This is a genomic window from Alishewanella sp. HL-SH05, from assembly GCF_052655985.1.
This window is the reverse complement of sequence record NZ_CP199753.1, coordinates 7,501-27,135: the sequence shown is the minus strand read 5'-3', so window position 1 is coordinate 27,135 and position 19,635 is coordinate 7,501. Positions and strand designations below refer to the sequence as shown.

Annotated in this window: 22 protein-coding genes (1 of these 22 only partly in view); 9 read left to right on the top strand and 13 right to left on the bottom strand. The window is 45.6% G+C overall.

Annotated elements, in window-relative coordinates; genetic code table 11:
* Positions 1-41: 41 nt before the first annotated feature.
* The 3 genes from ACUJFL_RS00140 to ACUJFL_RS00130 all read left to right on the top strand — a co-directional run bounded on the left by ACUJFL_RS00140 (position 42) and on the right by ACUJFL_RS00130 (position 3,519).
* Positions 42-539: a hypothetical protein gene (locus tag ACUJFL_RS00140; protein ID WP_445425702.1), complete on the top strand. Its 498-nt coding sequence runs from the start codon at positions 42-44 to the stop codon at positions 537-539.
* The gene (locus ACUJFL_RS00135; RefSeq protein ID WP_445428153.1) at positions 539-2,089 is read left to right on the top strand and encodes a GMC family oxidoreductase N-terminal domain-containing protein; all 1,551 of its coding nucleotides are present in this window, start codon (positions 539-541) and stop codon (positions 2,087-2,089) included. Before ACUJFL_RS00140 ends, ACUJFL_RS00135 begins: the two co-directional genes overlap by 1 nt.
* A 119-nt stretch (positions 2,090-2,208) precedes the next feature.
* Positions 2,209-3,519 carry a diguanylate cyclase domain-containing protein gene (locus ACUJFL_RS00130; RefSeq protein ID WP_445428152.1) on the top strand — a complete coding sequence of 437 codons (1,311 nt, stop codon included), beginning with the start codon at positions 2,209-2,211 and terminating at the stop codon, positions 3,517-3,519.
* On the opposite strand, the gene ACUJFL_RS00125 is transcribed toward ACUJFL_RS00130, so the two are convergent.
* From ACUJFL_RS00125 to ACUJFL_RS00110, 4 genes are all read right to left on the bottom strand, one after another.
* Positions 3,499-4,293, bottom strand: coding sequence for a CLCA_X family protein (locus ACUJFL_RS00125; protein ID WP_306178562.1), 795 nt, complete (start codon positions 4,291-4,293; stop codon positions 3,499-3,501). The genes ACUJFL_RS00130 and ACUJFL_RS00125 overlap by 21 nt on opposite strands.
* A gap of 91 nt (positions 4,294-4,384) precedes the next feature.
* Complete coding sequence (locus ACUJFL_RS00120) at positions 4,385-4,945, bottom strand: CBS domain-containing protein (protein ID WP_226751298.1); 561 nt, start codon at positions 4,943-4,945, stop codon at positions 4,385-4,387.
* Positions 4,946-5,482: 537 nt separating this feature from the next.
* Complete coding sequence (locus ACUJFL_RS00115; protein ID WP_445428151.1) at positions 5,483-5,629, bottom strand: lmo0937 family membrane protein; 147 nt, start codon at positions 5,627-5,629, stop codon at positions 5,483-5,485.
* A gap of 101 nt (positions 5,630-5,730) precedes the next feature.
* On the bottom strand, positions 5,731-7,365 hold the full coding sequence (locus ACUJFL_RS00110) for an NAD(P)/FAD-dependent oxidoreductase (protein WP_445425697.1): 1,635 nt from the start codon (positions 7,363-7,365) through the stop codon (positions 5,731-5,733).
* A gap of 179 nt (positions 7,366-7,544) precedes the next feature.
* On the opposite strand from ACUJFL_RS00110, the gene fdxA reads away from it, so the two are divergent.
* Positions 7,545-7,868, top strand: coding sequence for a ferredoxin FdxA (fdxA, locus tag ACUJFL_RS00105; protein ID WP_226751295.1), 324 nt, complete (start codon positions 7,545-7,547; stop codon positions 7,866-7,868).
* 12 nt (positions 7,869-7,880) lie between these two features.
* Here the strand turns inward: fdxA and ACUJFL_RS00100 are convergent, their stop codons facing one another.
* From ACUJFL_RS00100 to ACUJFL_RS00090, 3 genes are all read right to left on the bottom strand, one after another.
* Positions 7,881-8,012, bottom strand: coding sequence for a DUF3149 domain-containing protein (locus ACUJFL_RS00100; RefSeq protein WP_226751294.1), 132 nt, complete (start codon positions 8,010-8,012; stop codon positions 7,881-7,883).
* 75 nt (positions 8,013-8,087) lie between these two features.
* Positions 8,088-8,603 carry a DUF2390 domain-containing protein gene (locus ACUJFL_RS00095; protein ID WP_226751293.1) on the bottom strand — a complete coding sequence of 172 codons (516 nt, stop codon included), beginning with the start codon at positions 8,601-8,603 and terminating at the stop codon, positions 8,088-8,090.
* A complete protein-coding gene (locus ACUJFL_RS00090) occupies positions 8,593-10,509 on the bottom strand; it encodes an ATP-binding cassette domain-containing protein (protein WP_445425696.1) in 1,917 nt (638 codons plus the stop codon). The genes ACUJFL_RS00095 and ACUJFL_RS00090 overlap by 11 nt, the downstream gene beginning before the upstream one ends.
* Positions 10,510-10,622: 113 nt before the next feature.
* Here ACUJFL_RS00090 and ACUJFL_RS00085 point away from each other — a divergent pair, with 113 nt between their 5' ends.
* Positions 10,623-10,829 carry a YheV family putative zinc ribbon protein gene (locus ACUJFL_RS00085; protein ID WP_226751291.1) on the top strand — a complete coding sequence of 69 codons (207 nt, stop codon included), beginning with the start codon at positions 10,623-10,625 and terminating at the stop codon, positions 10,827-10,829.
* Positions 10,830-10,845: 16 nt separating this feature from the next.
* Here ACUJFL_RS00085 and ACUJFL_RS00080 read toward each other — a convergent pair whose 3' ends face one another.
* Both ACUJFL_RS00080 and ACUJFL_RS00075 read right to left on the bottom strand, forming a co-directional pair.
* Positions 10,846-11,073 carry a SlyX family protein gene (locus tag ACUJFL_RS00080; RefSeq protein ID WP_226751290.1) on the bottom strand — a complete coding sequence of 76 codons (228 nt, stop codon included), beginning with the start codon at positions 11,071-11,073 and terminating at the stop codon, positions 10,846-10,848.
* Positions 11,066-12,037: a WD40 repeat domain-containing protein gene (locus ACUJFL_RS00075; RefSeq protein ID WP_445428150.1), complete on the bottom strand. Its 972-nt coding sequence runs from the start codon at positions 12,035-12,037 to the stop codon at positions 11,066-11,068. The genes ACUJFL_RS00080 and ACUJFL_RS00075 overlap by 8 nt, the downstream gene beginning before the upstream one ends.
* A 104-nt stretch (positions 12,038-12,141) precedes the next feature.
* Here ACUJFL_RS00075 and ACUJFL_RS00070 point away from each other — a divergent pair, with 104 nt between their 5' ends.
* Positions 12,142-12,873 carry an FKBP-type peptidyl-prolyl cis-trans isomerase gene (locus ACUJFL_RS00070; protein WP_304504385.1) on the top strand — a complete coding sequence of 244 codons (732 nt, stop codon included), beginning with the start codon at positions 12,142-12,144 and terminating at the stop codon, positions 12,871-12,873.
* A gap of 50 nt (positions 12,874-12,923) precedes the next feature.
* Here ACUJFL_RS00070 and rsd read toward each other — a convergent pair whose 3' ends face one another.
* Positions 12,924-13,409: a sigma D regulator gene (gene rsd / locus ACUJFL_RS00065; protein ID WP_226751288.1), complete on the bottom strand. Its 486-nt coding sequence runs from the start codon at positions 13,407-13,409 to the stop codon at positions 12,924-12,926.
* 151 nt (positions 13,410-13,560) lie between these two features.
* Here rsd and nudC point away from each other — a divergent pair, with 151 nt between their 5' ends.
* Both nudC and hemE read left to right on the top strand, forming a co-directional pair.
* The gene (gene nudC, locus ACUJFL_RS00060; protein WP_445428149.1) at positions 13,561-14,358 is read left to right on the top strand and encodes an NAD(+) diphosphatase; all 798 of its coding nucleotides are present in this window, start codon (positions 13,561-13,563) and stop codon (positions 14,356-14,358) included.
* A 258-nt stretch (positions 14,359-14,616) separates the two neighbouring features.
* Entirely contained in the window at positions 14,617-15,687 is a 1,071-nt protein-coding gene (gene hemE, locus ACUJFL_RS00055; RefSeq protein ID WP_226751286.1) for a uroporphyrinogen decarboxylase, read from the top strand.
* A gap of 46 nt (positions 15,688-15,733) precedes the next feature.
* On the opposite strand, the gene sthA is transcribed toward hemE, so the two are convergent.
* Together sthA and ACUJFL_RS00045 are read right to left on the bottom strand one after the other, a co-directional pair.
* Positions 15,734-17,155: a Si-specific NAD(P)(+) transhydrogenase gene (gene sthA, locus ACUJFL_RS00050; RefSeq protein ID WP_445425695.1), complete on the bottom strand. Its 1,422-nt coding sequence runs from the start codon at positions 17,153-17,155 to the stop codon at positions 15,734-15,736.
* Between the two features lie 103 nt (positions 17,156-17,258).
* On the bottom strand, positions 17,259-18,377 hold the full coding sequence (locus tag ACUJFL_RS00045; RefSeq protein ID WP_445428148.1) for an acyl-CoA desaturase: 1,119 nt from the start codon (positions 18,375-18,377) through the stop codon (positions 17,259-17,261).
* 99 nt (positions 18,378-18,476) lie between these two features.
* Here ACUJFL_RS00045 and fabR point away from each other — a divergent pair, with 99 nt between their 5' ends.
* Positions 18,477-19,085: an HTH-type transcriptional repressor FabR gene (gene fabR / locus ACUJFL_RS00040; protein WP_306178554.1), complete on the top strand. Its 609-nt coding sequence runs from the start codon at positions 18,477-18,479 to the stop codon at positions 19,083-19,085.
* On the opposite strand, the gene trmA is transcribed toward fabR, so the two are convergent.
* A protein-coding gene (gene trmA, locus ACUJFL_RS00035; protein WP_445428147.1) for a tRNA (uridine(54)-C5)-methyltransferase TrmA crosses the window boundary here: on the bottom strand, positions 19,082-19,635 show its 3' portion. It continues 541 nt past the right edge of the window; 554 of the gene's 1,095 nt are visible here — the last part of the coding sequence; its start codon lies beyond the right edge, outside the window; its stop codon occupies positions 19,082-19,084. The genes fabR and trmA overlap by 4 nt on opposite strands.

Genomic DNA, 19,635 nt, shown 5'->3' with positions numbered 1-19,635 from the left:
TGGTAAACAATGAATCATTAATGATATTTAGGCGCAGCACTATGCAACGAAGACAATTTATTTTATCCGGTATCGCTATCGCTGCTGCATCAAGCCTAGGAATTGGCGTTTGGGGTTGGCAGCACAGCTTTACCCCAAACCATGCTAACCGAGATCTTGTGCTATCAGCGTTATTACCGGCTTTATTATTGGGAGCCTTACCCACAGCTGCGACTTTAGCAGAAGCGGAGCTGATACGCACTAAAACGGCCATTGCCGATTTCATCCCTTTCTTGCCGTTACGCCAGCAACAAGAATTACATCAGTTGTTTAATCTGCTTGCCCAGCGCCTAACTCAGCTGGGTTTAACCGGGCATCTTAGCCGTTTAACGAGTTTATCCTTGCCACAACGTTTGAGCCTGCTAGCGGCTTGGCGTGATAGTTACTTGCAATTGTTACAGCAAGCTTATCATGGACTAAGAGAGCTGTTATACGGCGCTTACTATGGTCAACCCGAGCATTGGGTCGCGCTGCCTTATCATGCCCCGAGATTTCGCTAATGACAGTGAAACATATTGATGCCAGTACTTTAACGCACGATCAGCATTATAGTGCAGATGTAGTGATTATCGGCTCTGGTGCAGGCGGTGGCATTGCCGCCGAGCAACTTACCGCAGCCGGTTTTCAGGTGTTGTTAGTGGAGGAGGGCGCATGGTATCAGCGTGAAGATTTTGTCATGGAAGAGCGCTGGGCTTATCCGCAACTTTATCAAGAAGGTGCGGCTCGTAAAACGCGTGACCAAGCGATCAGTATTTTACAAGGTCGTACGGTGGGAGGATCAACCACAGTCAATTGGACATCGTCATTTCGTACGCCAGCAGCCACTCTAGATTACTGGCAACAGCAATTTGGTTTAGCGTTTCAAGCGGATCAAAGTCTGATCCCTTTTTTTGCTTTAGCGGAACAGCGTTTAAATATGCGGCCTTGGTCGCTGGCACCTAATGCGAACAATCAGCAGTTGCAGAGAGGTTGCACGGCATTAGGTTGGCACTCTGGTGTTATTAGTCGAAATGTGAATGGTTGCGCGAATCTTGGCTATTGTGGTTTTGGTTGCCCGATAAACGCCAAACAATCGATGTTGGTTAGCACTATTCCTGCAGCGCTGGCGCAAGGGGCAACATTACTCTCTCGTTTGTCGGTAAGGCAATTAAACTGGCAAGGAAACAAAATACACAGTCTCAGTGCATTGCCGGTTAATGCTTATTTTCAGCCGCAAAAAGGCATTAACGTCACGATCAGTGCCAAGCATTATATTGTTGCGGCGGGGGCCATAGGTTCACCGGCGTTGTTACTTCGCTCGAAGGTACCCGATCCTTCGAAACGGTTGGGTAAGCATACTTATTTACATCCGAGTGTCATTTCGGGTGCCATATTTGACGAGCGTATTGCCGGTCATCAAGGCGCGCCGCAATCTATTTATTCTGATCAATTTGTTTGGCCGCAGGATAAAGAACAGATCGGTTATAAACTGGAAGTGCCCCCCGTACATCCGGTTTTAATGGCAACGAAGTTAACGGGTTTCGCCGAGCAGCATGCGCAATTAATGCAGCAATTTGACCATCTTCAAGTCACCATTGCGTTGTTACGCGACGGCTTTCACCCAGATAGCCAAGGGGGTCATGTCCAATTAGATCAATTTGATCAGCCATTGCTGGATTACCCAATCAGTGATTACCTATGGCAGGGGATGCGCAAGGCGTTATTATCGATGGCCGAGTTACAATTCGCCGCCGGTGCCAAACAGGTTTTGCCTATCCACCATGACGCGCAAGCTTATCGTAGCTGGTCAGAGGCGCGGCAAGCTATTCACAATTTAGCGTTAAAACCACTGAAACAAACCGTGGTATCCGCCCATGTGATGGGAGGATGTAATATGAGCGCAAAAGAGCAGGATGGAGTAGTTAATAGTTTTGGCCGACATTTTCAACTGGACAACCTGTCGATATTTGATGGCTCTATTTTACCCAGCAGTTTGGGGGTTAATCCGCAACTGACTATTTACGCGTTGGTTTGGCGTAATTGTCAGCAGTTAATTCAGCAGTTAACCTAGCTTGAATTTTTAAGGGTATAGGGCTTAACTATTTTTGTTTTTAGCATCGACTTTAATCTTAAGATTAAACAGAATTGTGTTAGGCTAATTACCGATTATAGATTGTTTTATGAGCGGTTATGACTTCTCCTTTGTACACTGCGTTAAGTCACTACATCGATTTATTACTCGATGCGGTTTGTGCTGTTGATCAGCATGGATGTTTTGAGTTTTTAAGTCAGGGCGCCGAGCGTATTTTTGGTTATAAGCCAGAGGAAATGCTTGGAAAGTCAATGTTCAACTTTATTCATCCTGATGATCGGCAAAAAACCCTAGACGCAGCGCAAGCTATTAACCAAGGCCAAGTCGTTATCGACTTTGAAAACCGTTATATTCGTAAAGATGGTCAAGTGGTCTATCTGTTATGGTCGGCGCGTTGGTCTGGTGACAAACAACAGCGAGTGGCTGTAGCGCGTGATATCACCCAATTAAAACAGACTGAAGCGCGGCAAGCGGCTATGTATGCTATTTCAGAAGCCGCTTTTACGGCAGATGATCTGTCCGCGCTCTATCAACAGTTGCAACACATTATTGCCAGTCTGATGCCTTTACGCAGTATTGTTATTGCCCGAGGTGCCAACGCCGCTGAATTGTACCTACCCTACATAAATTTAGAGCAAACAAACGCAGCTCAGCAGGCAGGTGCTGAACAATTTTGTTGTGGCGTGCTGCAACAAAGCACTGCACCGCATCAGCAATTAGTACCCGATCAGCAGGGTTGGTTAGGGGTGCGGTTAAAAGTGTCGGCTAAAACATTAGGTGTGCTAGCGGTACAACTGCCAACAGAGCCTGGGGCCACCGGTTTTGCCGATAGTGAACTGATTGACTTTATTGGTCAGCATATTGCTATCGCCATAGAGCGAAAAGAATTATTGTCGCGTTTACATTACAGTGCTTTATACGATGAGTTAACCCAGCTTCCTAAACGCGAACTGTTTAAAGATCGCTGCCAACAAGCTTTAGCGGCATTGCCTCGACATAATGGCTGTTTAGCCTTGTTCTATCTCGACTTAGACAATTTCAAACCCATCAATGATCAATTAGGTCATGCGGCGGGTGATAGCGTGTTGCAGGAAGTAGCACAACGCATTCAACGCTGTATTCGGCATAGCGATACGGTGGCGCGTTTTGGTGGCGATGAATTTGTTATCTTGTTATCAAAGTTAGATGAGTACAACGTGGTGTTCGCTATTGCTGAGCAAATACGGCTTGCTTTAGAGAAACCTATCTTGTTTAAACAGCATGCGATTCATGTCACCAGTAGTATTGGGGTGGCTTTGTATCCTAGCTGCGGCGCCAACACCGAACAGCTGATGGCCACAGCAGACCAAGCGATGTATCAAGCAAAGCGGCAGGGTGGCAATCGCTGGTTAGAAGCTAAGCCCAATTAAGCTGGCGCCAAGTTGTTTAAAGTAACTGAGCCAGTAATGGCTTAATGCTGCGGTTAAAGTGGCATCTGGATAAATACCAAGCTTCGCTGCAGCACTTTTCTGCGTACCAGACACCAAAAAACTGTTCTTAAGTGGCTGGCTTTGCAGCACTGTTTCAAAAGCACGAGCGGCCATTTCTTCTGGCAAAGCCAAATAAGCACGTTGCCGGGCTTGATCCAATTGATGGCAATGTTGAAAAAACGCGCTAGGGTTTTGTTTGTCTGGGCTGAGGTACAGTAGCTGAAAGGCCTCTTCAAGCAACAGGGTTAATGGATGCACTTTTAAGGGTAGGTTATCTAGCCACATGCGACTGGCAAAGCGGCCTGTTGGCGCGGCCACGCTAAAGCTTTTTGCCGCAACGAAATGATCAAAAGCATGAAACCACTCATGGGCTAAACTGCCACCACCGGCATTTTTAGCCAGTGCCAAGATACGGCCTTGTGGTTGATAAAAAGCGGCCACACCGGGTTGGCCACCAATGCCAAACGTCAGTGCCAAACTTCCTTTTAATGAAATGACTTCAGCAGGTACCTGCAGTATTTGCTGTAAATCACAAAAGGCATCAAAAAATAAGTTGGCGGCGAGCTGTTGCTCTGCCGCGGTAACCCAGCGGCCGATATGGATACTGTTAAAACCAAATATGGCTACGAGATCGGCAAAGCTAACATCAGCGCCACTGCGATGCGGTGGGCCGTTACGATAATATTGGCGTTGAATTCGGGGAGATACTGGCATGTTGTTAGTTTAACGACTGCTAGCACCGTGTTGCAATAAAAAAGCGGGCCACCTTGCTCGGAGAAACACAGCAGCCCGCATACCTGAAAGGTTAAGCGTATAAACTATCGAAAATACTTAAAAAGGTCGGTTGTTGGCGGATAGCCACTGGCATTTTTAAGCGGCGTGCTAAATCTTGAGCATGGATCAAACCACGAATATGATGTTGGTCACGGTCAACCACCACGCAATATTGTTCCCCGCTAGATTGCAGCGTATTAATAATATCGGCAATGGTGCAGTTTTGCAGCTGTTGATACGCCAAGGCCTTGATGCGATCTCGTGGCCGCATTAAATCGCGAATTTTTAACTCACGCCGATCTGCACCTAAAATTACCTGACGCATAATGGCTTGTTCAGATAACTGCTCAATATGGATCAAGCCAGTCAGTTCATTGCGATCATCCACTACCAGTTTTAACGGGCTGCGTTCTTGTTGCATCATCAGAAATGCATCAGCAGCAGTGGTATCACCGGCAATGATGGTCGGCTCGCTGTGTTTAAAGTCAGTAAATACGCTGGTGGCAGGTGATTGCAGCGTCGCTTGGGCGAAGTCGGCTGGTTGCATTAAATGATCGACGTTTTCTAAATTAAATAAGGCTAATTTTTTCATGATAAATACTCACACATAGAGGCACGCAGAGGCCGCGCCGAATTAATAACAGAAATAAACTATTAAAATCAGATGTGGAGTAAAGCGGGGGGAGCGCGAGCGGTATCTGGGCTGCTCGTAAATGCAATCCAGGGCGCAGAGTAACTTAGGTTTGGTGTTGATGGGTTTACGGGGCTTAAAAATTGAAGATCGACACAATTAATGTCAACTTCGTCAGGCTCTGGTTCAGCGTTATTTAGTGCTTGTGGATGGTTGAATAACTGCGGGCTAACTGCTTGAAATTGACTGTCAGCCAAAGGTGATAAACGCTGATCATGCGCATGGCTTGTTTCTGTTGTTAACAACAGACTCAAGTACAATAGTGCGATGAAAGCATTTAGCAGCGGCATTAATGACTACAGTAAAATTTTAATAAGATAAGATGATAATGATAGCTAACGCCACAAAGCACAAGTAGCTAACTAAAAAATAATTATTATCCTCTTTAATTATCGTACGGGTAAAGTGTCTACTTTCCCTAGTGTTCGTTTTTTTTCGCTAGCTTCTACGGCCACGAATTAATCTTATCGCTAATATCACTACTGCTAATACTAGCAAGGTATGGGTAAAGCCCCCCAATGTAACAGAAAACACCAATCCTAAGCCCCACAAAATAATCAGCACAACAATCAGAGTTTCTAACATAACGCTTTCCTATTATCGGGAGAAACCGAATTAGAATGCAGCGAAGCATTTAGTCTGTTTGTACGTTAGGCAGCATAGGCACTTTATTAGGATGCCTTGCATTAAGATAAGGTGTTTAATTTTGCTTGCATGCTTAACATATCCAGCGCCAATGCTTCGGCCACTTTAATGCCGTCGATGGCGGCTGATAAGATACCACCCGCATAGCCTGCACCTTCGCCGGCTGGATATAAACCCTTAATATTAACGCTTTGGAAATCGGCACCTCGCTTAATACAGATGGGTGAGGAGGTGCGTGTCTCCACTGCTGTTAACAAACCATCTGCCTTAGCAAAGCCACGAATTTGCTGCTCAAAAGCGGGGATCGCTTCACGAATGGCAGCGGTGGCATAGTCGGGCAGTAAGCCCGCTAAATCGGTTAGTTTTATGCCCGGGGTATAAGACGGTTGTACTTCACCCAATTCAGCAGACGATTGGCCTTTTAAGAAATCGCCAATTAATTGCGCTGGCGCCCGATAATCTTCACCGCCCAGTTTAAACGCGGCTTGTTCTAACTTACGCTGCAAATCGATACCGGCCAATGGATGCCCAGGATAATCTTGCTCGGGATGAATACCGACCACGATAGCACTGTTGGCATTGCGTTCATGCCGCGAGTATTGGCTCATGCCATTGGTCACAACTCCGCCTGTTTCAGACGCCGCAGCGACTACAGTGCCACCAGGACACATACAGAAACTGTAAACGGTGCGTCCGTTTTGACAATGATGCACCAACTTATAGTCAGCCGCGCCTAAGATAGGGTGGCCTGCGCTAGGGCCCCAACGACAGGAGTCGATCATAGATTGTTCATGCTCAATGCGAAAGCCAACCGAAAACGGCTTGGCTTCAACATACACTCCCGCATCATACAGCATTTGAAAGGTGTCACGCGCGCTGTGGCCGATAGCCAATATCAAATGCTGACACGCTAAGTAATCACCGTTATTCAAAGTGACACCCTCTAGTTGCTCATCAGTGATATGCAACTGCTCGACTCGGCTGTTAAAGCGGATCTCGCCACCCAGTGCAATAATGCTCGCACGCATTTTTTCGACCACACCCACCAGTTTGTAGGTACCGATGTGCGGTTTACTGACATACATAATTTCTTCGGGTGCACCTGCTGTAACAAATTCAGTTAACACTTTACGACCGTAATGTTTCGGATCTTTGACTTGGCTATACAGTTTACCATCAGAAAAAGTACCGGCTCCGCCTTCACCATATTGCACATTCGACTCAGGGTTAAGCTCTTGACCGCGCCAAAAACCAAAAGTGTCTTTAGTGCGTTCACGTACTGCTTTGCCACGTTCCAAAATAATCGGTTTAAAGCCCATTTGTGCTAATAATAACCCCGCAAATAAACCACAAGGGCCTAAACCCACTACGATAGGGCGTGAGCTGAGTTCAGCAGGAGCCTCTGCCACAAATTTGTATTGAGTATCGGGTGTGGGTCGAACATGCGGATCTTTGCTAAAGCGCGCCAATAAAGCAGCTTCTTTTGCTACATCAATATCCAGCGTATAGGTCAGTTGGATCGCCATTTTTTTGCGAGCATCAATTCCGCGCTTAAAGACCGTGATGTGTCGCACATCAGCATCAGCCACGCCCAATTTAGTGAGTACGGCAGTACGTAACTCGGCGTTTTCATCCTGATGGTGCAAAGGTATTTTAATTTCGGTTAAACGCAACATAACAATCCTGCTGATAATCGCTGAAAGTCTAAGCAAGGCAAAGTGCCAGCTAAAAAGTGTTATTTTACGTGATCTCGGCTCGGTTGTCCGTATTCGTTTGCGATTGTCTTGCGTTGCTCAGTTGTTTTTCGCGGCTGCTGCAGTATGATCAGCATCTGTTTTAGTAAGAGGGGTGTGACATGGCATTTGTGGTAGGCGAAAACTGTATCAAATGTAAATTTACAGACTGTGTGGCGGTGTGCCCAGTAGATGCTTTTTTTGAAGGGCCGAATTTGTTAGTTATTAGCCCAACCATATGTATTGATTGTGGTTTGTGTGAGCCAGAATGCCCCGCGAACGCAATTTTTCAAGAAGAGAAAGTACCGACCGAGCAGCGCGACTTTATTGCCCTAAATGCAGCATTAGCTGAGGTTTGGCCAAATATTCGCACGGTAAAAGCGGCACCAGCCGATGCGGATGCCTGGAATGGTGTAGCCGACAAATTACAATATTTGGAAACCTAGGCAACGGGTAAATTATTCTTCAGCAGTTTCAATTTTATAAATAAAATAAACCGCATAAAAAATGCATAAACCAACAACAATGGCTAACCCTGCAAAAGAAATAAAAACTACCGGATCGTTTAGAAACTCATGCCAAATGTTCATTAGAAAACCCTCTTTGCTTGTGACAAACAAAGTGTAGTTTTGGCTATCTAGGCCAGCTGTGATCTGGATCAAGCTTTAAGACAAGCTCGCCACGAACTGTGCGCTGGCTTGACGTAGATCAATTAATTCACGCCTTAATTGCGCTGATGAAGGTACCTGTAATTGCTGCAGGTAATCACTGAGGTTATCGGCATTACGTTGGGTATGAAAGCGTAGCTGCGCCACTAACAGTTGTTGCTCTAGTTGTTCGGCCACTAATTCGGCTTGCAGCAAGCCTTGTTTCAATTGTTGCTGTTGCGCTGCGCTGAGGCCTAAACAGGCTAATTGACTACGCTGCTGGCGCAAGCCTTCGGTAATTTGGCTGTTTAATGGGGTTAACGCCTTAAGCGCTGCTGCTAGGCTAAACGAAGTCAGCTGCCAGTGTTGCTGCTCGGCTAAACTTAACGCCAACAGTACATTGATGTTGGCGTCATAGTCATTTTGCCAGCGTAAGCAAAGCGTTTTTAGCTGTGGATAAACGGCCAGGCTAAATTGCCAGAGCAGGGCACTGTCTAGGCTAAGTAACGGCTCGTCTAAGGGCTTATTGACCATTTGCTGCCCAGAAGCTACTGGTTTGTTGTTCCCATTGCTCTTGTGCCATAAACCATTGCTCTTCTACTTGGTCTTGCTCGGCACTGGCGCTGCTTTGTTTGCTAAGTAACGCGGTAAGCTGGGCTTTTTGCTCTGCATCATAAATGGCCGGATCGGCCAGTTGTTGTTCTATCTCAGCAAGTAGGGCGGCAAGTTGTTGCTGGCGTTGTTCTAATTTGTCGATTTGTTGCTTTAATGGCCGCAGTACATTACGAAGTTCAGCTTCTAAGCGTTTTGTGTCTTTGCGCTGCACCGCACTATTGCTGGTTGGTGCGTTATTATCCAGTGCGGCGGCTTGGGTTTGCCGGGCATCTTGTTGCATCCACTGGTAATAGTCTTGCAAATCGCCTTCAAATGGCGCCACTTTGCCATGTGCTACCAAATAAAACTCATCGGTGGTGCTGCTCAGTAAATGCCGATCATGCGACACCACAACAATGGCCCCAGCAAAGTCTTGTAACGCCATAACGATGGCTTCGCGCATTTCTAAGTCTAAGTGGTTGGTGGGTTCATCAAGTAACAATAAGTTAGGTCGTTGATAGACTAACAGTGCCAACACTAAACGGGCTTTTTCGCCGCCAGAGAAGGGCGCACAGGCTTCTAAGGCTTTATCGCCATGAAAACCAAAGCCACCCAGAAAATCGCGGAGCTTTTGTTCGGGTACTAAGGGGTCTAACCGCACCAGATGTTGCAGCGGCGAATCTTGTGGTCTAAGCGTTTCTAGTTGATGCTGCGCAAAGTAGCCTAAGCTAACGCCATTGGCATACCACACTTCACCACTTTTCGGTGTTAGCTCGCCGGAAAGCATTTTAATCAGGGTCGATTTACCCGCACCATTGCGACCCAGTAAACCAATACGACTGCCAGGCAATAGCTGAAAATTAATATTACTTAAAATAACCTTGTCACTGTAGCCGGCTTGCACGTTTTCCATTTTCAGTAACGGATTAGGTAAGGCTTTAGGATCGCGAAAACTAAAGTTAAACGGTGAATCAATATGGGCAGGTGCCAACATGGTCATGCGTTCTAGCGCTTTGATGCGGCTTTGCGCTTGGCGTGCTTTAGTGGCTTGAGCTTTAAAACGGTCAATAAATTGTTGTAAGTGAGCAACTTGGCGTTGCTGCTTTTCAAAATTCGATTGATGTTGCGATAATTGTTCGGCTCGCTGGCGCTCAAACTGGCTGTAATTACCTTTGTACAAGGTAACGGTTTGTCGCTCAATATGCACAATGTTGTCGGTTACAGCATCAAGAAAATCGCGGTCGTGGCTGATCAGTAATAAGGTACCCGGATAATTAGTGAGGTACTTTTCTAACCAAAGCACGGCATCTAAATCAAGGTGGTTGGTCGGTTCATCCAGCAAAAGCAGATCCGCAGGTTTCATCAGTGCGCGCGCCAAGTTCATCCGCATACGCCAACCACCCGAAAAAGACTTTACGGGGTGTTGTTGGGCATCGCCACTAAAGCCTAATCCCGCTAACAGGATACCGGCTTTCGCTTCCGCTCGATAACCATCAAGCGCTTCAATTTGTTGATGTACTGCCGCTAAATCGCTTTCACTACACTGACTACGCGCTTTGATTAATAGCGGGAAAAGTTGCTCATCACCTTGCAGCACATAGTCTAGGGCGGAACAATCCAGAGCAGGGGTTTCTTGCGCTACGGTGGCGATAACCCAGCCAGCGGGCAGGTTAACGTTACCACTGTCGGCATGCAGTTTTCCGAGCAATAACGCAAACAGGCTTGATTTACCGCAGCCATTTGCACCGACAATTCCCACCTTTTGTCCTGGAAATACGGTAAGATCGGCCCCACTGAATAACGCATTAATACCGCGGCGTAATTCGACCTGCTGTAACTGGATCATGTTTTTCCTTGTAACAGTGAACTAGGTGGGCAATTTTACGCTATATCCCAGATAAGCCAAGGGCAGTTCGTGAAATTTGCCTTTTACTCTGCCTATAACCCATGAGGATCTAAATGACGCAGCGCAAAAAGAAACGCTTCATCGCTGGCGCAAGTTGCCCACAATGTAAAGCGCAAGACACCATGAGTTTATTTATCGAAAATAATGTTGAGAAGGTGGAATGCGTGGCTTGTGGGCATCAAATGACCCAACCCGAGCAGCAGATCGCAAAATCAACCCGCAGCAACGAGATGGTCATTGGTGTGTTTAAACCAGAATAAGCCGCTTACCAGGCGATTAATAATGCGGCGGTGGCGGCTCTTCTTCAGGACGTAAGATTTCACTGTCTTGCGGTAATTGCTGTAGTTTCTCTGCCAGAGTTAAAATTTGGCGTTGCAATTGATCAATACGTTTTTGATGCGCTAATAATTCTTCGTGTAAGCAGTTAACGGTATCTTCTTGAAAAGCAATTTTGCTCTCCAGTTCAATCAGATGTAACTGAATATCTATAGGTTCACTACTCATTGGTTATTTTCCATACTTCGGCTAAGCCACTGGAGCTTTCGCTAATTATACGCTGTGCATCAAGAAAAGCGACTGCATGCACAACGGCACTTTCTGGTCGGCTGCCAACGCGTGGAGAAACCCGCCAGCGTTGGATCTCGCGACCGGTTTTGACCTCCCATAACACGAGGTTACGTGTTGGCGCGCCGGTTAATAAAAAACGCCCATCAGCGCTAAATCGAACGGCACTGAATACTTGCTGCCTTGTAAGCATTTGCAATTGGCTGACAAGTTGTCCTGTTTGTATATCCCAAATTTGCGCTAAATGTTGGCTATCGGCAGTAAAGGCGAAACGCCCTTGAGGATCCAAGGCGACTTTAGTTACTCGACTGGGATGCGTGAAACTATATCGAATTTGCGCGGTCTGAGTGTCCCACAGGTAGGCATTGTAATCATTGCTACCCGTTAGGGCATAGCGACCGTTTGGTGACATGGCCACGCAATTGATGCGTTCGGTATGACCGATAAAATCTAAGCGACGGCCACTGCTCAGCGTAATGTGTTGCACGGTATTATCGCTTTTGCCAATCAGAAGATGGGCGCCATTGTTCGAAATAGCAATATCGCGAATGCTGTGTTGGTCGGTTTGCCAATATCCAACATTTTGACCATCTGCCGTGCGCCAAAGCGCAAAAGTGTGTTGATCTGCCGTCAATACGTGGCTGTTATCTTCACTTAGTGCCAAATTAAGCACTAAATTGTCACTGGCTTCTTCATGTCGCCATTGATACTTTAAGGCGTTTTGCTGTAGATCCCAAAACGCAATGCCGTCTTGTACGGATGATACCACCGCATATTTGCCATCTGAAGACAGTGCTGCGGCATAGCTTACGTTGGCAACATGAGGCCATTGCTCCACAGGGGTCGTTTCTACCTTGCTGCAGGCACTGAGTAATAAACTAAGGAAAAGCACAGGATATTTCATCTTAGGTGTTAACCTCATCCAAACAAAGCGTTAGTATAGCGGGGCGAATAGTCCCTTATTAAATCATATTTTAGCAATTGCACTGCTAAACTTTGGAGAAAAGAATGCGCGTTAAAACTAAACTGACTCTGGTTGCTGTAGCGTTGTTAACGCTGAGCGCTTGTAACAAAGAAGAAAAAGCTGAAGTGGCTCCAGTAATGGAAACAGAACAAGCAAAACAAGCTTATAGCTTAGGCGTATCTGCGGGCCGTTATTTACAAAGCACCGTAGATGAATACAGCAAAATTGCTATTCCATTAGACTCTGCGTTAATTTTACGTGGCGTGCAAGATGGTATGGCCGGTAAATCTGAAGTATCGGAAGAAGATATCCAAGCGCTATTAACCGCGTTAGATGAAACGTACCGTGCAGAGCAGGCGAAAATTGCTGAAGCTTCAGCCGCATCAGCGAAAGCCGCAGGTGATGCCTTCTTAGCTGAAAATGCCAAGAAAGAAGGCGTGATGGTAACTGAATCAGGTTTACAGTATGAAGTGATACAAGCTGCTGATGGCGCTAAACCTGTTGCAACTGACACCGTAAAAGTACACTACACCGGTACTTTAACAGACGGTACAGTTTTTGACAGCTCAGTAGAGCGTGGCGAGCCAATTGAGTTCCCATTGAATCGCGTTATTCCAGGTTGGACTGAAGGCGTGCAGTTAATGAATGTAGGCTCTAAGTTCCGTTTCACTATTCCGTCAGAATTAGCTTACGGCGAACGTGATATGGGCACTATTGCACCACATAGCGTATTAGTATTCGAAGTAGAATTATTGGATATCGTTAAAGCACAGTAAGTAGCCCAATAGCAGAAAAAAGCGGCTTAAAGCCGCTTTTTTTATGATATTCAAACTGCGGTGGTATTATCCGCGTGTCTAATATAAAGCGTTTCAATCAGTTTATCTTCTAGCTCAAAGCGCTCTTCTAAAGCTTGGCCTAAAGCCGACAATTCGATATCAAAACTGCCACTGTTACGTGTGCTTAGATGCTCGGCATATTTATCGTTAAACTCTAACGATAAGTCAGTAGAAACGGCAATCTTTGGATATAAGCTATCTGCTAGTCTACGGCTGTCGGTACCATTAACGGCACATTGTGTAACAATTCGTTCGTAAACCTCAAAGTGACCCGCCGATAAGTAGTCCATCAATAGTTGACAAAACTCTCTAATTTTTTCTTGTGAAGGCATGGTATGACGATCTTTTTCAAAAGGTGGCAAACCAGCTAAGCGGCAATAGCAAACAATAATTTGCTGTCTTTCTGCTAGCCAATTATCGATGGCTGTTAGGCTACCGCCCCACTTTTGTTGTGCTTGCTGTACGCGGGTGTACATTAGCTTCTCCTTAGGTGCAGTTACGTTTCTGCATTACTGCCAAATTAAAAGAATTTCATAGCAAAGATCAACCGTTTTTTTATTGGTCTGCTCAGTAACTACCAGTATGATAGCTGCAACATAGCATAGTAGCGCGCGGAATAACCCACTAATGATCAAACACAGTGTTGTATTATCAGCAAAAGAGCAAGCATATTGGTTCATTGTGAACCAAGGCCGGGTATTTTTATCAGCTGAGAGCACATTGCCTTTTGGTAGTCAAAGTCACTTACCGATAGCAAGCCAAGGTACACAGATTTGTTGGATCGGCGAATATCAGCAACATCCCTGTTATTTAATGGTGTTTGATGATCAGGCAACCGATGAAACGCAGTGGCATTCAGCTCGCGTTTTTTTAACGCATGGTGAGGCATTATTTCAATTAGCGGCCAGAGCCACGCAAGTCGCACTGTTTTTACAAACACATCGCTTTTGCGGGCAATGTGGTAGCGCCATGCATTTGGTCAATTGGGAATTAGCCAGCTTATGTCATAAGTGTGGTCATCGCTGTTATCCTCGGATCGCACCTTGTGTATTAGTGGCGATCGTCAATGATGGCAAAATCTTGCTGGCGCGTTCTAGTCGGCATAAAGCCGGTTTTTTTTCGGTGCTAGCCGGTTTTGTTGAGTCTGCCGAAACCTTAGAGCAAGCCGCTATACGTGAAGTAAAAGAAGAAGTGGGCGTTGATATTACGGATTTGCAGTATGTGGGGAGTCAGCCTTGGCCATTTCCGCATTCTTTGATGACTGGTTTTTTAGCCCAGTACGCTGGCGGAGAGATTGTTTGTCAACCGCATGAAATTGAAGAGGCGTATTGGTGTGAGTTGGATAAGTTGCCACAAACGCCAGGTATTGAAACCTTATCAGGACAACTCATTGCTTTAGCACAGCAGTGTTATGGCAGAAAATAAAAAAGCCACAAAATGTGGCTTCAATGGGGAAAGCATGGTCTCGTATAATCGAGCTTCGTATTTGTTGTTTCTTGACTAGCGCAGGGATTTTATAGCAGATAGCGAGCAGCGATACAAGCCCATATGACAAAATAATGAACCTTAGCTGAATATATCGTGAATTTTAGTACGGCCTTAACGCAGCAATTCCGGCCAGAGCATAGAGCTTCTGGCGCTTAGCTGTTAAAATATCGCAACTATTAGCACAGCGGAAAAGTTATGCAATTAAAAAATGATCGTTACCTAAGAGCGCTTATGCGTCAACCTGTCGACCAAACGCCTATTTGGATGATGCGCCAAGCCGGCCGTTATCTACCTGAATATCGCGCCACGCGAAGCGTAGCAGGTGACTTTATGTCGCTGTGCAAAAACCCAGAATTGGCTTGTGAAGTGACAATGCAGCCATTACGCCGTTACCCCTTAGATGCGGCTATTTTGTTCAGTGATATTTTAACGATCCCAGATGCGATGGGTTTAGGATTAACCTTTGGTGTCGGTGAAGGCCCTCGTTTTAGTAAACCGATCCGTGACTTTATGGACGTGGTGCATTTACCTATTCCTGATCCTGAGCAAGAGCTGCGTTATGTAATGGATGCCGTTCGTACTATTCGTCGCGAACTGAACGGCAGTGTGCCCTTGATTGGTTTTTCAGGTAGCCCATGGACTTTGGCAACCTACATGGTTGAAGGCAGTGGTAGCAAGACGTTTAGCATCATTAAAAAGATGATGTACAGCGAGCCAGAGATCCTGCACATGTTATTGGATAAGCTGGCGCAAAGTGTCATTTTATACCTGAATGCGCAAATTGCTGCAGGTGCGCAAGCACTGATGATTTTTGATACCTGGGGTGGAATATTAACACCACGCGATTACAAAGAGTTTTCATTAAGCTATATGCAAACGATCGTCAATGGCCTAACAAGAGAAGCTGACGGTCGTAAAGTGCCCGTCACCTTGTTCACCAAAAACGGTGGTCAATGGCTTGAGACCATGGCAGCAACCGGTTGTGACGGTTTAGGTTTAGATTGGACCACGGATATTGGTCAGGCTCGTGCGCGAGTCGGTGATAAGGTTGCGCTACAGGGTAATATGGATCCTTCTGTTCTGTTAGGTAGCCCAGAGCGGATTCGGCAAGAAGTGCAAGCCATTCTAGACAGCTATGGTCAAGGCACTGGACATGTGTTTAATCTGGGGCATGGAATTACCCCAGACGTGAATCCTGAACATGCCGGTATTTTTATCGAAGCTGTACAAGATTTAAGCCGTACTTACCATCTACAAACAGAGTAGTCATTAGCGTAAGTAAAAAAAGCAGCACGGGTGCTGCTTTTTTCGTTTAGAACAACCGGTTTAAACCGTTGAGTGCGGCTACCCGATAGGCTTCTGCCATGGTCGGATAGTTAAAGGTCGTATGCACAAAGTAATTGAGGTTATTACCGCCATTTTTTTGCATCATAATAGCTTGGCCGATGTGCACAATTTCTGCTGCCCGCTCGCCAAAACAATGGATCCCTAAGATTTCCAACGTATCACGATGAAATAACAGTTTCAGGCTACCGACATTGGTATTAGCAATTTGCGCCCGTGCCAAGTGTTTGAATTGAGCTCTGCCCACCTCGTACGGAATTTTCGCCGCCGTTAACTCTTGCTCGGTTTTACCGACTGAAGACATCTCAGGGATGGTGTAAATACCTGCAGGGATATCCGCAATCAAATGCCCATCTAAGTTACCTTTCACAATAGCTTCACCGGCTAAACGACCTTGGTCGTAGGCAGCACTGGCTAAACTTGGGTAACCAATGACATCGCCGACGGCATAAATATTGTCGATACTGGTTTGATATTGTTTAGTGACTTTTAGTAAGCCACGGCTATCTGCTTCTAACCCCACATTCTTTAATGACAGCGTATCGGTATTCCCAGTACGGCCATTAGCAAATAGGAAACAGTCGGCTTTCATCTTTTTGCCCGACTGTAAATGCAAGATAACGCCATCATCGGTGCCTTCGATATGAGAAAACTCTTCACCGTGGCGGATGGTCATGCCTGAATTCCAGAAATGGTAACTGAGAGAATCAGATATTTCGGCATCCATAAAAGATAACAAACGGTCACGGGTATTCACCAAATCGACACGCACGCCAAGGCCGCGGAAAATGGAGGCATATTCACAACCGATCACACCAGCACCAAAGATAATGATATGCCGTGGATCATGCTGTAACGATAAGATAGTGTCGCTGTCATAAATACGCGGATGACTAAAATCAACATGCGGTGGTCGATAAGGGCGTGAACCACAAGCAATAACAATCGTTTCTGCGCTAATCACATAGTGACTACCGTCAGTTTGAGTGACTTGAATATGGTGGTTATCAATAAAGTTCGCTTCGCCTTGATGCATTTTGACCATGTTGCGATCATAAAAGCCCGCACGCAGTCTTACTTGTTTCCGGATCACGCCAGCGGCATGTTTCAGAATTTGCGAGAATGTCAGGTTTTTTACCTGCTCTTCCATTTGGAACAGTGGGTTTTCATTAAACTCAATCAGTCGGCTAACCGAATGGCGCAATGCTTTAGAGGGGATTGTGCCCCAGTGGGTACAGCCGCCGCCTACTGAAGAGTAACGCTCGATTGCAGCCACCGATTTACCACTTTTGGCTAAATACATGGCGGCACCTTCGCCGCCAGGCCCTGTGCCAATTACAATGGCATCATAGTCATATTTAGGTTTTTTATCTGCCGATTTTGCTGTCACTAGCTGAATTCTCACACCGTTTTACTGTACAAATTAGCATAACAGGTATCAGAGACAAAAAAAGAGGCAAAGCCTCTTTTTTAAATGTCAGCGGGTTGATCCCTTATTGAAATGCCGCAGTTAAACGTTGCCAATGATTTTGTTGCTGCTGCAAATGTTCTTTTAATTCTTGATAACGTTGGGCAAACTCTGAAGCATTGTATTGGTTAACCAAAGCAGCACGACGTTGTTGCAGAAAGTCTTTTTTCAGCTGATAGTAAGCTTGCAACTTAACCATTAACAGTTGGTATTCCTGTTCGAGTAATTGCAATAGCTGTTCTGAGTTCGGCAGTAACATGGCTTTTTGTTGTGCGCGTTTTAATTGCATTTTCGCAACAGCTTGAGCGATACGATCTTCGGGCACGGTGCGTAAATTCCAAGTTAACTTTAACCATGAACAGCTTTTGATCAGCCATTTAGTCGGATCAAACTGCCACCAACGAATACCGTTACGATAATCATATTCAAAAATGTGGTGATAGTTATGATAACCCTCACCGTAAGTTAATAAGGCAAGAATGCCATTATCACGTGCGCTGTTTTGATCGGTATAAGTTTGCTTACCCCAGATGTGCGCTAGCGAGTTAATAAAGAAAGTAAAATGATGACTTAATACTAAACGTAACACCCCCACGCTTAATAACATGCCCCACATATTGCCAAAAATAAAACCCAATAAAACGGGCACACCAATATTAGTAAGTATGGCTAATGATAAATAGTGCTTATGTTGAAAAGCTAAGATTGGGTTTTTCTGCAGATCGCGAACATTATTATAGTTGTTATAAGTGTCGCCTTGATAATCACGTAGCATCCAACCGATATGGCTGTACCAAAAGCCTTTGCCTGCCGAGTAAGGATCTTTGTCATTATCATCAACATGCCGGTGATGATCTCGATGATCTGACGCCCAATGGATCACACTGTTTTGCAGAGCAAATGCGCCACCGATAGCAAAAATCCATTGCAAAATAGGATGTGCATCATAGGTTTTATGCGACCATAAACGGTGATAGCCAGCAGTAATAGCAATACCGCAATAACCCATACATAAGATCATGGCGATAATTTCTACTGCCGTAAAGCCAATAGTCAAGGCATAATAGGGAGCCGCGACAGCGGCAACTAAGAAACTAGAACTAAATAACAGTACATTAGTCCAGATAATTGGATTTTTTTTCATGGGACCACACTTTGAGCTTACAACTGTTCGCTAATTTACCGAGCAGCTGCGGGTAGGTCAAGGTAAATCGGTTCTATTACACCAAGATTGGGATGTATCGTGAGCAGAGCAGAACAAAAAGAACGAACCCGCCAAGCCATCATTAATGCGGCGTTTTCACAGTTAAGTGCGGAAAAAAGTTTCGCGAGTTTAAGTTTACGTGAAGTGGCGCGTGAAGCCGGAATTGCACCCACATCTTTTTATCGGCATTTTTCAGATATGGATGAATTAGGGCTAACTCTGGTAGATGAAGCGGGTTTAATGCTCAGGCAACTCATGCGCCAAGCACGGCTTCGCATTGAGAATAATGGCAGTGTTATTAGTACTTCAGTTGAAACCTTTATGGAGTTTGTGACTGAAAACAGTAACGTATTTCGTTTATTACTGCGTGAGCGTTCTGGTACCTCGGCGGCATTTCGGGCAGCGGTAGCACGAGAGATCCAACATTTTTCCGCTGAGTTAGCGCATTATCTTCGTAAGCAAACCGAATGTACGGTTGAGCAAGCACAGTTACAGGCCGATGCCATGGTGACATTAGTGTTCCATACTGGCGCAGATGCCTTAGATGCACCAACCGAACAATGTCGGCAGTTAACACGACGCACCATTTTGCAATTACGCTGGCTGGCGCATGGCGCAGCCAGTTATGGTCGAAAACTAACGGATTAGCGTGGCAACCGTTTTAACCACACTCCGGTTTCAATATGATGGGTATAAGGGAACTGATCAAACATCGCCACTTTTTGTAATTGATGGGTCTTTTGTAAAAAGGCGAGATTATCGGCCAGTGTCTCAGGATTACATGAGATATATATGATATCGTCAAAACCACTCACTAACGCTAAGGTGGCAGGATCTAAGCCTGCGCGCGGTGGATCAACTAATACCGTATTCAACGCTAAATTTTTCAAATCTAACTGTTTTAGGGTTGTCCCTTCAGCTAAGGCAGCTGCAACATCTTCGGCCGACATTTGTAGCACTTGTAGATTGTCGATCTTATTCAGCGCAATATTAAATTCGGCTGACTTAATAGAACTTCGAGCCAACTCGGTAGCAACCACTTGATTAAAATTTCGAGCAAGAGCTAGAGAAAAATTGCCATTACCACAATACAGTTCGAGTAAATCACCGTTCAGTTCTGCAGCAACACTCGCAGCCCATTGCAACATCTGTTGGTTAACACCGGCATTAGGTTGCGTAAAGCTCCCCTCGACTTGTT

What these genes read in the sequence shown, in the direction of transcription:
- ACUJFL_RS00075 (WP_445428150.1), bottom strand. Translation starts at nt 12,037, where the DNA reads ATGAAATATCCTGTGCTTTTCCTTAGTTTATTACTCAGTGCCTGCAGC.
- ACUJFL_RS00090 (WP_445425696.1), bottom strand. Translation starts at nt 10,509, where the DNA reads ATGATCCAGTTACAGCAGGTCGAATTACGCCGCGGTATTAATGCGTTA.
- rsd (WP_226751288.1), bottom strand. Translation starts at nt 13,409, where the DNA reads ATGTACACCCGCGTACAGCAAGCACAACAAAAGTGGGGCGGTAGCCTA.
- ACUJFL_RS00070 (WP_304504385.1), top strand. Translation starts at nt 12,142, where the DNA reads ATGCGCGTTAAAACTAAACTGACTCTGGTTGCTGTAGCGTTGTTAACG.
- ACUJFL_RS00135 (WP_445428153.1), top strand. Translation starts at nt 539, where the DNA reads ATGACAGTGAAACATATTGATGCCAGTACTTTAACGCACGATCAGCAT.
- ACUJFL_RS00125 (WP_306178562.1), bottom strand. Translation starts at nt 4,293, where the DNA reads ATGCCAGTATCTCCCCGAATTCAACGCCAATATTATCGTAACGGCCCA.
- ACUJFL_RS00080 (WP_226751290.1), bottom strand. Translation starts at nt 11,073, where the DNA reads ATGAGTAGTGAACCTATAGATATTCAGTTACATCTGATTGAACTGGAG.
- hemE (WP_226751286.1), top strand. Translation starts at nt 14,617, where the DNA reads ATGCAATTAAAAAATGATCGTTACCTAAGAGCGCTTATGCGTCAACCT.
- ACUJFL_RS00120 (WP_226751298.1), bottom strand. Translation starts at nt 4,945, where the DNA reads ATGAAAAAATTAGCCTTATTTAATTTAGAAAACGTCGATCATTTAATG.
- ACUJFL_RS00115 (WP_445428151.1), bottom strand. Translation starts at nt 5,629, where the DNA reads ATGTTAGAAACTCTGATTGTTGTGCTGATTATTTTGTGGGGCTTAGGA.
- ACUJFL_RS00045 (WP_445428148.1), bottom strand. Translation starts at nt 18,377, where the DNA reads ATGAAAAAAAATCCAATTATCTGGACTAATGTACTGTTATTTAGTTCT.
- ACUJFL_RS00100 (WP_226751294.1), bottom strand. Translation starts at nt 8,012, where the DNA reads ATGAACATTTGGCATGAGTTTCTAAACGATCCGGTAGTTTTTATTTCT.
- fdxA (WP_226751295.1), top strand. Translation starts at nt 7,545, where the DNA reads ATGGCATTTGTGGTAGGCGAAAACTGTATCAAATGTAAATTTACAGAC.
- nudC (WP_445428149.1), top strand. Translation starts at nt 13,561, where the DNA reads ATGATCAAACACAGTGTTGTATTATCAGCAAAAGAGCAAGCATATTGG.
- ACUJFL_RS00110 (WP_445425697.1), bottom strand. Translation starts at nt 7,365, where the DNA reads ATGTTGCGTTTAACCGAAATTAAAATACCTTTGCACCATCAGGATGAA.
- ACUJFL_RS00085 (WP_226751291.1), top strand. Translation starts at nt 10,623, where the DNA reads ATGACGCAGCGCAAAAAGAAACGCTTCATCGCTGGCGCAAGTTGCCCA.
- ACUJFL_RS00095 (WP_226751293.1), bottom strand. Translation starts at nt 8,603, where the DNA reads ATGGTCAATAAGCCCTTAGACGAGCCGTTACTTAGCCTAGACAGTGCC.
- ACUJFL_RS00130 (WP_445428152.1), top strand. Translation starts at nt 2,209, where the DNA reads ATGACTTCTCCTTTGTACACTGCGTTAAGTCACTACATCGATTTATTA.
- ACUJFL_RS00140 (WP_445425702.1), top strand. Translation starts at nt 42, where the DNA reads ATGCAACGAAGACAATTTATTTTATCCGGTATCGCTATCGCTGCTGCA.